Source organism: Streptomyces sp. NPDC002640 (genome assembly GCF_053592575.1).
In genome coordinates, this window is the sequence record NZ_JBSFVZ010000001.1 from 291,856 (window position 1) to 300,732 (window position 8,877).

An 8,877-nucleotide genomic window follows, 5' to 3' on the forward strand; every position below is an offset into this window, starting at 1 on the left:
AGTGGTCGATCAGGCCTTCGACGAGCTGTGGGTCACGGATCAGCACGCCGAGCTCGATGTTGTCGGACAACGCCCGGGCGTACGAAGAGAGCAGGACGTCACACTGATCTCTGGAGCCAGCGCTACACGCGCCTCAGAAGGATCTTCTTCTCTTCTTCGGTCATAAATGTCAGGTTGTAAAGATGTTCGACTGCGGCGTGGAATCCCACCTGGAGCCGGCTGGCCACGAACGAGACTCCCTCGGGGGTATTCACCGGATCGGGACTCTCGGAGATCACTTTTCTCAAGAGATGAGGCGGCATCAAAAACATCGCAGCGAAAGCATTTGCGCGGCGCTCGACGCTCACGGGCGCCCACGGCCCGCTGGCGAGTGCCAGACGCTTGCCATGAGTCCGGTCGTACAAGAGGTGGCACAGTTCGTGGGCGACGGAAAACCTGTTCACGTGCGGAGAATTCCCGCGAGCGTACGAGGAGTTGAGGGCGATCGTCGGCAGATGTTGTGGCCCGACCAGGCTGCACGCTCGGATGTTCACGTCCTCAAGCCGGATCGAGGTTTGCTGGACACCCAGCGAGTCCAAGAACGCGTCGACATCCACAAAGCCCTCTGACTGAATCTCGTCGTGCAAGGATTCAGCCAGCTCGTAGCCCTGCTCCCATGCCGGCGAGCGCAGCGAAACCAGGCTTTCCTCGGCGTACTCTTCCAGGCGGGCATGCGCGCTGCCCGAAGCGTCATACTGGTCCACAAGGAGGCTGGCAAGCCTCTCGACGTCCGGCTCGGAGATCGTCGGGGAGACGCTCCCGAAGAGAAGCGCTGCCTGGCAAGAACCAGTCACCACCAACGGGGTCCTGTCTTCGACCGAAAGCGCGGCATGGGCGGCTGCAGAAGTACCGACACTTTTTCGGAACTGCTCCCATGAGTCTTTGACTCTGCTGCCGACTTCCTCGATCACCCCGGACCTGAAGCGATAGGAACGCAAGCCGGCCAGCCAGCTCAAACGCATTTCATCCTGTGTGGATGACCTCAAGGATTCCAGCGCGGACTTGACTTTTAGAATTCGGGCGCTTTCAGGATGCTGTGAGTGCAGGTGACTAATCGCCTCGGTCGCCACTTCGAACAACGGGTTGGCGACTTGATGCGGAGGTAGAAGAGCCGCGCCCCCGTTGAAGCTGTATCCGAAGTCGGACTGGGTTCCTGCCAGGGGCTCGTCGTCCCAGCTGACCTCGATTTGATCACGAACCCTGCGGATGACCACATTGGGGAAGAGTCCGCCTGCCCTTGCGGAACGCATGGCGTGACGCGAGCGCCAGTCGTACCATTCCTCTTCCCAGGAAAGGATTTGGCCTTCGGTTGCCAGTGGTGGCGCATTTCGCGTTCGGTCCAGCGACGTAACCGCCGTTGCCTCCGCATTCCGGTTCGGCAACTTCTCCTCGTGAAAAAGCGGATTCCAGTTGTCCGTAAGCCACTCAAGGAAGGGAAGCAGGTACCAGTGGGAACTCTGCAGTACCTCTCCCTGGTCGACATGGGCGCACAGGTTCTGGCCGGCGACCCAGATCTGCAGGGCTCCCCACGAGGAACTCTCCTCCGGCTCGGCAGCGGCTCCACCATCGGGGTCAGGCATGAAGGACATACGGACGGCAAAGGCGTCCGTAGCACCGCTGAACCTCTCCCAGGTTACGGGCATGTCAACTTCGCCTCCTCCGCGCCTGTCGTACCGTCCTTCGATCCACCTTCGCCTGGGAAACCCACTCAGCTACCAGCCTGGGCGGCACTTCGTCCCAACTCACAGGGTATCCATGCCACAGATTTCGTACCGCATCATGGCACTGGGCCATGAACGCCTGTATTCCATCAGTCGCGTACCGCTGTCTGCCCACTTGGTCGCTCATCTTGAGCAGGGCTGGACCATCGGCATCGCGGGGACAGATTGAACCACGTCTGCCTGGCTGGGGGATCGGCTTGTGCTTCGGATTGGGCTCATACGTCGGTACGGCAAACTGGACCTCGTCCGCCGGCTGCTCAGTCATACGCCCCCGCCCATCACTGACCCTGCTCCCAGCATGACAGGCCCCGGGCAGAGCAGGTAGAGGAGACAGCACATAGCCTTTGCCGCCGCGTCCAGGACACCGGACAGTTGCTGCCCGGGGGGATCAGCTCGCGTTCCTTGCGGGGCGTTGTGTTCATGGTGACCCGTGCTCGTGTCGGCAGTCGCGGCAGTGGCCGGGGGACGGGGCCCGGAAGGCGCGGTCGCAGTGGTCGCAGGACTGGAGGGGGTGCCGGATCTCGGGCACGGGTCCGCGCGGGGGCCGGACGGGAGGAACGGGCGGGAGCTGTGCGGCCAGGCGGTGCGCGAGCAGGGCGGCCGGGCGGACCAGTGGCTCGTTCGGCAGGTTCTCGGTCAGGGCGTGCCGCACGGCGGTGGGGGCGAGGTCCCGCTCCAGCCAGGCCGCGACGCCCGGCGCGAGGTGCTCGACGTCGGTGGCGGACAGCAGCAGCCTCGGGTCGTGACGGCGCAGGCCGGCCAGGACGTCGACGGCGGCCTGGAGGAGGTTGGCACCGGACAGGTCGGGCTGGGGCACGGCGGGGAGGCTCTTGCGCCGTCCCGCCGACGGCTCGTCCGGGCCGGTGCGCCGGGCGGACCGGCGGGCGGCCGTCTCCCGCGCGGCGGCGCGGTGACCGGGTTTGTTGCACGAGACCGTGCGGGTGACGATCCGTCCGGCGGCGGTCCGTACGTGGGTGCGGCGCAGGTAGCCGTGGGTTTCCAGCTCCCGCAGGGCCGTGGCGATGCGGGTGGGGCCCTCGGGGAAGCGGGCGGCGAGCGTCTTGATGTCGACGGCGGTGCCGGGGCGCACGGACTGGATGTAGCAGGCCAGTCCGATGGCCAGCAGGGACAGCTCCTGGTGCTGGGCCAGGTCGTTGCCGATCACGGTGAAGTTCTCGCGGTGGCGCACGTGCTCGTGGACGACGCCCGCGAACTGCCGCACGGCGGGGTGGTTTGTGCCGTGGTTACGGGACTGGGCGTGCGGGGGCACGCTAGGGTTTTCGGTGTCCATCGGGAAGGTCCTGCTTCCTCGGTGGTCAGGCCCTCGCCTCGGGATGCCAGTCCCGGCGAGGGCCGTCGCATGTCTGGAGTTGTCGCGCTGAGCGTAAGGCAGGCGACCGGTCCCGAATCCAGCCCAGCCAGGCATATTCACTCGGCCGAGTGAGCGGCCGCCGCGGGAGGGAGGGGAGGGGTCTGGCTGGGTGCTTTCTCCTCGGTGGGTAGTTCCTGGGGAGCGCCGGGAGTACCGGGTCCTGACGTTCCAGGTGCCGGTGCTTTCGGCGCGGAGAAAGCGAGTTCGACCCAGACGGTTTTGCGGGGCGGCGGTCCCTGGATCACCCCCCAGTGGTCGGCGAGGGCGGCCACGAGGGACAGGCCACGGCCGGCCTCGGCGGTGGTGCGGGCGGCGCGGAGCCGCGGCAACCGGTCACCGCGCGTGTCCGTGACCTCGATGCGGAGGGTGCCGCCGAGAACGCGGAGGCGGAGCTGGAAGTTCCGGCCGGGGACGCGTCCGTGGGTGGCCGCGTTGTTGGCCAGCTCGGCCACGATGAGCCGCGCCGGGTCCAAGGGAAGCCCCCACGACCGCAGTTGCTCGGTGGCGAGCAGACGAGCGAGGCGGGCGCCACGCGGAGTGGGGGACAGCAGCACGCGGAAGTCGCGGAGGGGTTTCTCGTTCATGTCACTCAGCGTGGCCGCACCGGCCTACCGTGGGCAGTGACACGGCGGTTGCGTACGGTGACTGTCCGGCGCTTGTCCGGTGGTGTCCGGGCTTGTCGGGGCGTCGTGTGCGGGTAGGGCGTGGCTGGCTGGCACGAGGCGGGACGACGGAGGAGCGCGCATGTCGGTGGACGAAGAGGTTCGGCGGCTGAGGACCGAGGCCGACGAGCCGGGGTGGGAGGTGGACCCGGACGACGAGTGGGGACTTGCCGTCGTGGCCACCGTGGGTCGGCAGTTGAAGCTGCGGCGCGAGGCCGTGGGTATGCGGGCCGGCGACTTCGGCAAGGCCGTGGGGTACGGCGAGGACCTCGTCTACAAGATCGAGGGCGGCAAGCGGATTCCCCGGCCGGAGTACCTGGACAGGGCGGACGACGTGCTGGACGCGGGCGGGCTGCTCGCGGCGATGAAGGACGACGTCGCGAAGGTCCGTTACCCGAAGAAGGTGCGGGACCTGGCGCAGATGGAGGCGCGAGCGGTCGAGATCGGCGTCTACGAGTGCAACATCATCGCCGGGTTGTTGCAGACCCCCGAGCACGCCCGGTCGGTCATCAGGGCGGCGCAGCCGCCGTACTCGCTCGACGACGTGGAGCGGATGGTCGCCGCGCGGCTGGCCCGGCAGTCGGTCTTCGACCGCGACCCGGCCCCTTCGATCCATTTCGTCCTTGAGGAAGCGCCGCTCCGCCGCCAGGTCGGAGGCACGAGAGCGTGGCGTCAGCAGCTCGAACGCCTGCTGGAGGTCGGACGGTTGCATTACGTCACGCTTCAGGTGATGCCGACGAACACGGAGGCCCATCCCGGCCTGGACGGCAGGATCGAGTTGCTGAAGTTCGCGGACGGCACTGCGGCCGGTCGCTCCGACGGTGCGTTCAACGGTCGGCCGATCACCGACCCGAAGCAGCTGCACATTCTTGAGCTGCGGTATGGCACGATCCGGGCGCAGGCTCTTTCATCGAGGGAGTCGCTGGAGTTCATCGAGCAACTGCTGGGAGAGACATGATCCGCAAGGCCGCAGCGGGGGACGCCTCGGAACTGGCGTGGTTCAAGAGCAGTTACAGCGGTGGCACCGACGGCGAGTCCTGCGTCGAGATCGCCGCTGCCCCCGGCACCGTCCACGTCCGTGACTCGAAGTACCGCGACGTCGGCCCCCGGCTCGCGCTGGCGCCGGAGGCCTGGGCCGACTTCGTGGCGTACGCCTCGGCGAGCTGATCGCCGGGGACGGTCAGGCGTCGTGGGTGCCGTCCCACGGCGGTCCGAAGCCCAGGCGGTCGGGGTGGAGTTCGGCCCACTCGTCGCCCTCCTCCTCGGACTCGACGAGGAGGCCGAAGAGGACGCCGTCGAGGACGCGCCGGAAGGGACGGACCGCGATGTCGCCGTAGGCGCGGGACGGCAGGGTCTCCAGCAGCTTGGTCAGGTGGGCCTCGGCCTGGCCGAGGACCGCCGGGTCGCGCTGCTGGTCGGCCCAGGTGCCGCCGCACCAGACCTCGGTGTCGCGGTGGACGCCGTCCGCGTCGAAGGTGTGCAGGACGGCGTAGAGCCGCCGGTGCTGCTCCCACCCGTCGTCGGGGGAGTACCCGACCGGGTAGGCGTACGTCACCGATGCCAGGAACTGGCCGTCGGCGTAGCGGCCGACGGTGGCCGTACGGCCGTCCGGCTCATGGGTGATCGGGATGACCTGGGGGATTGCCATGAGCGGCAACCTTAGGGCCGCCGCGTCGAGTTGCGAAGCCGGGGCGGTCGATACGTCCGGTACGGCGCGTATCTTCCGCTCCGGCCCGCCGGCCCGCCTTGGCCTTGGCCCGCCCCCGGCCCCGCTCCCCGTGAGAGGGGGCGTGTCAGCGGGCCACGTACTGGGTGAGGATCGCCTGCACCTCGTAGATGTCCACGCCCTTGGTGAAGGTCTTCGTGATCGGCATCTGGGAACCGGACACCCAGATCTTCAGCTCGGCGTCCAGGTCGAACGTGCCGGCCGTCTCGACGGCGAAGTGGGTGATCGAGCGGTACGGGATCGAGTGGTACTCGGTCTTCTTACCGGTGATGCCCTGCTTGTCGACCAGGATCAGGCGGCGGTCGGTGAGCATGATGGTGTCGCGGATCAGCAGGTAGGCGGCCCGCACCTGCTCGCCCTGGCCCAGCAGACGGGCGTAGTCCTGGGCCGCCTGGGCCGGGTCGATCGGGTGCGCGTTGCCGAAGAGTGCCATGTGGTCCCCCCACGTGTGGTGTTCCCACCGGTCAGAGACCTGACCGGTGTGTCCGGTGAGACGCGCGAGGCCCGGGAACGGTTGCGTTCCCGGGCCTCACGCGCTGGTGGGGACGGCGGTGTCACTCGCCGCCGAAGCGCTCCTTGTAGGCCTCGAGGTCGTCCTCGGTGAGCTTGGCGAAGAGCACCGGCGGCACGGTGAACGGGGTGCCCACCGGCACGGAGTTCAGCGCGCGGGCCTCCTCGGCGGACACCCAGGTGGCCGTGTCACCGTCGAGCTGGAACGCCTGGCGCATCGCCTCGCAGCTGGCCGGGATGAACGGCTCGGAGACGACGGCGTACAGGTGGATCAGGTTCATCGCGGTGCGCAGCGTCAGCGCCGCGCCGTCCTTGTCGGTCTTGATCTCCAGCCAGGGGGCCTTCTCCTCCAGGTAGGAGTTGCCCGCCGACCACAGCGCGCGCAGCGCGGCCGCGGCCTTGCGGAACTGGAGGGCCTCCATCTGGGTCTCGTACTCGGCCAGCAGCCCGGCGATTTGTTCGCCCAGCCGCGCCTCGGCCTCGCCGGGCTCGCCGCCCGCCGGGACCTCCTCGCCGAAGCGCTTCTTCGAGAAGGACAGCACCCGGTTGACGAAGTTGCCGAGGGTGTCGGCCAGGTCCTTGTTGACCGTCGCCGTGAAGTGCTCCCAGGTGAACGACGAGTCGTCGGACTCCGGGGCGTTGGCGATCAGGAAGTAGCGCCAGTAGTCGGCGGGCAGGATCTCCAGCGCCTGGTCGGTGAAGACGCCGCGCTTCTGCGAGGTGGAGAACTTGCCGCCGTAGTACGTCAGCCAGTTGAACGCCTTGACGACGTCGACCTTCTTCCACGGCTCGCGCACACCGAGCTGGGTGGCGGGGAACATCACCGTGTGGAACGGGACGTTGTCCTTGGCCATGAACTGGGTGTAGGTGACCGGGTTCTCGGCGCCGGACTCGGCGTCGGCCTCGTACCACCAGGACTTCCAGTCGCGGTCGGCCGACGGCTCGGCGTCCGCCCACTCCTTGGTGGCGGCCAGGTACTCGATCGGGGCGTCGAACCAGACGTAGAAGACCTTGCCCTCGGCCGCCAGCTCCGGCCAGGTGTCGGCCGGCACCGGCACGCCCCAGTCGAGGTCGCGGGTGATGGCGCGGTCGTGCAGGCCCTCGGTCAGCCACTTGCGGGCGATGGAGGACGACAGCTGCGGCCAGCGCTCCTCGTGGGCCGCCACCCACGCCTCGACCTCCTGCTGGAGCTTGGACTGCAGGAGAAAGAGGTGCTTGGTCTCGCGGACCTCCAGCTCGGTGGAGCCGGAGATCGCCGAACGCGGGTTCAGCAGGTCGGTCGGGTCCAGGACGCGGGTGCAGTTCTCGCACTGGTCGCCGCGGGCCTTGTCGTAGCCGCAGTGCGGGCAGGTGCCCTCGACGTACCGGTCCGGGAGGAACCGGCCGTCGGCCGGGGAGTAGACCTGGCGGATCGCCCGCTCCTCGATGAAGCCGTTCTCGTTCAGCTTCCGCGCGAAGTGCTGGGTGATCTCGACGTTCTCCTGCGAGGAGCTGCGGCCGAAGTGGTCGAAGGCGAGGGCGAAGCCGTCGTAGACCGCCTTCTGGGCGTCGTGGGCCTGGGCGCAGAACTCGGCGACCGGCAGGCCCCGCTCCTTCGCGGCGAGCTCGGCCGGAGTGCCGTGCTCGTCGGTGGCGCAGATGTACAGCACGTCGTGGCCGCGCTGGCGCAGGTAGCGGGAGTACACGTCGGCCGGGAGCATGGACCCCACCATGTTGCCCAGGTGCTTGATCCCGTTGATGTAGGGAAGGGCGCTGGTGATGAGGTGTCGAGCCACGGGGCTGCTCCCAGGTCGCTATGTCGTCGAACCGTGAAATCGTAGCCGACGTGGGGGTGCCGCCCGCCTCCCGTTTTGGTGGGTGGGAGGGGGCGGCACCGTTGATCTTGGGGCGGCGGGACCGGGCGGACGTCAGCCCTTGCGGGACCCCGGCTGCCAGTCGGCGAGGACGCCGTCGTAGAGCTCGCGGTCGGTGAGCTCCAGCGGCGTCGGGCCGGCGTGGAAGAACGCGGTGTTGCCGGTCTTCAGCTTGCGGGCGTAGTCGAACGCCTTGTTGTCGTGCTCGCCGAAGGCGACGAGGGAGAAGAAGACGCCGGGGTGCGAGGCGGCGGCCTCGGTGAACGCCTGGGTGGCGGGGGTCTTGGCGTCGGGGGCGCCGTCCGTCTGGAAGACGACCAGGGCGGGGGCCTTCGCGTCGCCCGAGGTGTCGTGCAGGCGCAGCACCTCGGCGACGGCGGCGTGGTAGCTGGTGCGGCCCATCCGGCCGAGGTCCGCGTGCAGGTCGTCGACCTTGTTCTCGAACGCGGTGAGGGTGAGCTCGCCGGTGCCGTCGATCTCCGTCGAGAAGAAGACGACGGGGAGGGCGGCCTTCTCCGGGCCCTCCGGGGCGAGGAGCGCGGCGAGGGCGAGGGCCTGCTCGCCGAGCGCCTGGGCGGAGCCGTCCTTGTAGTACGGCCGCATCGAGGCGGACCGGTCCAGCACGAGGTACACGCGGGCCCGCGTGTCCGCGAGCCCGCGGGCCTCCAGCGCGGCGGTCGCGGCGGCGTACGCGGGGGCGAGGGGGGTGGGGATCGCGGGGGCGTCGGTGTCGGTGTCGGTGTCCGCGTGGGCTTCGGTGTCCGCGTCGGTCTCGGTGTCCGCGTCGGCTTCGGCCGCCGGCTCGTCCTGGGCGTCGGCTTCGGCGTCGGTGTCGGGCTCAGCGTCGGTTTCGGCCTCCGGCTTGTCCTGCACCTCGGCGTCGGCGGCGGTGTCGGTGGCCGGCTCGTCCTGGGCGTCGGCTTCGGCGTCGGTGTCGGGCTCAGCGTCGGTTTCGGCCTCCGGCTTGTCCTGCACCTCGGCGTCGGCGGCGGTG

General features: G+C 68.7%; 9 protein-coding genes. 2 read left to right on the forward strand and 7 right to left on the reverse strand.

Features of this window, described 5'->3' with window-relative positions; translation table 11 throughout:
* Positions 1-122: 122 nt before the first annotated feature.
* The 3 genes from ACWD3O_RS01300 to ACWD3O_RS01310 form a co-directional block, all read right to left on the reverse strand.
* Positions 123-1,682, reverse strand: coding sequence for an ImmA/IrrE family metallo-endopeptidase (locus tag ACWD3O_RS01300; RefSeq protein WP_451414472.1), 1,560 nt, complete (start codon positions 1,680-1,682; stop codon positions 123-125).
* A 496-nt stretch (positions 1,683-2,178) separates the two neighbouring features.
* Positions 2,179-3,051 (reverse strand): helix-turn-helix domain-containing protein, encoded by an 873-nt coding sequence (locus tag ACWD3O_RS01305; protein ID WP_451414473.1) that lies wholly within the window; start codon positions 3,049-3,051, stop codon positions 2,179-2,181.
* A gap of 137 nt (positions 3,052-3,188) precedes the next feature.
* Positions 3,189-3,716, reverse strand: coding sequence for an ATP-binding protein (locus ACWD3O_RS01310; protein ID WP_451409571.1), 528 nt, complete (start codon positions 3,714-3,716; stop codon positions 3,189-3,191).
* A gap of 160 nt (positions 3,717-3,876) precedes the next feature.
* On the opposite strand from ACWD3O_RS01310, the gene ACWD3O_RS01315 reads away from it, so the two are divergent.
* Positions 3,877-4,752, forward strand: a complete 876-nt coding sequence (locus tag ACWD3O_RS01315; RefSeq protein ID WP_451414474.1) for a helix-turn-helix domain-containing protein — start codon at positions 3,877-3,879, stop codon at positions 4,750-4,752.
* Positions 4,749-4,961 (forward strand): DUF397 domain-containing protein, encoded by a 213-nt coding sequence (locus tag ACWD3O_RS01320; protein ID WP_361144777.1) that lies wholly within the window; start codon positions 4,749-4,751, stop codon positions 4,959-4,961. The genes ACWD3O_RS01315 and ACWD3O_RS01320 overlap by 4 nt, the downstream gene beginning before the upstream one ends.
* A gap of 13 nt (positions 4,962-4,974) precedes the next feature.
* Here ACWD3O_RS01320 and ACWD3O_RS01325 read toward each other — a convergent pair whose 3' ends face one another.
* From ACWD3O_RS01325 to ACWD3O_RS01340, 4 genes are all read right to left on the reverse strand, one after another.
* Entirely contained in the window at positions 4,975-5,442 is a 468-nt protein-coding gene (locus ACWD3O_RS01325; RefSeq protein ID WP_451414475.1) for a hypothetical protein, read from the reverse strand.
* Between the two features lie 145 nt (positions 5,443-5,587).
* The gene (locus ACWD3O_RS01330) at positions 5,588-5,953 is read right to left on the reverse strand and encodes a PH domain-containing protein (protein WP_451409575.1); all 366 of its coding nucleotides are present in this window, start codon (positions 5,951-5,953) and stop codon (positions 5,588-5,590) included.
* A gap of 121 nt (positions 5,954-6,074) precedes the next feature.
* Positions 6,075-7,805, reverse strand: coding sequence for a methionine--tRNA ligase (gene metG / locus ACWD3O_RS01335; protein WP_451414476.1), 1,731 nt, complete (start codon positions 7,803-7,805; stop codon positions 6,075-6,077).
* 132 nt (positions 7,806-7,937) lie between these two features.
* A partial coding sequence (locus tag ACWD3O_RS01340; protein WP_451414477.1) for a VWA domain-containing protein occupies positions 7,938-8,877 on the reverse strand: 940 nt, incomplete at its 5' end.

Coding starts and splice junctions, on each gene's coding strand:
- ACWD3O_RS01300 (WP_451414472.1), bottom strand. CDS start 1,682: ATGCCCGTAACCTGGGAGAGGTTCAGCGGTGCTACGGACGCCTTTGCC.
- ACWD3O_RS01305 (WP_451414473.1), bottom strand. CDS start 3,051: ATGGACACCGAAAACCCTAGCGTGCCCCCGCACGCCCAGTCCCGTAAC.
- ACWD3O_RS01310 (WP_451409571.1), bottom strand. CDS start 3,716: ATGAACGAGAAACCCCTCCGCGACTTCCGCGTGCTGCTGTCCCCCACT.
- ACWD3O_RS01315 (WP_451414474.1), top strand. CDS start 3,877: ATGTCGGTGGACGAAGAGGTTCGGCGGCTGAGGACCGAGGCCGACGAG.
- ACWD3O_RS01320 (WP_361144777.1), top strand. CDS start 4,749: ATGATCCGCAAGGCCGCAGCGGGGGACGCCTCGGAACTGGCGTGGTTC.
- ACWD3O_RS01325 (WP_451414475.1), bottom strand. CDS start 5,442: ATGGCAATCCCCCAGGTCATCCCGATCACCCATGAGCCGGACGGCCGT.
- ACWD3O_RS01330 (WP_451409575.1), bottom strand. CDS start 5,953: ATGGCACTCTTCGGCAACGCGCACCCGATCGACCCGGCCCAGGCGGCC.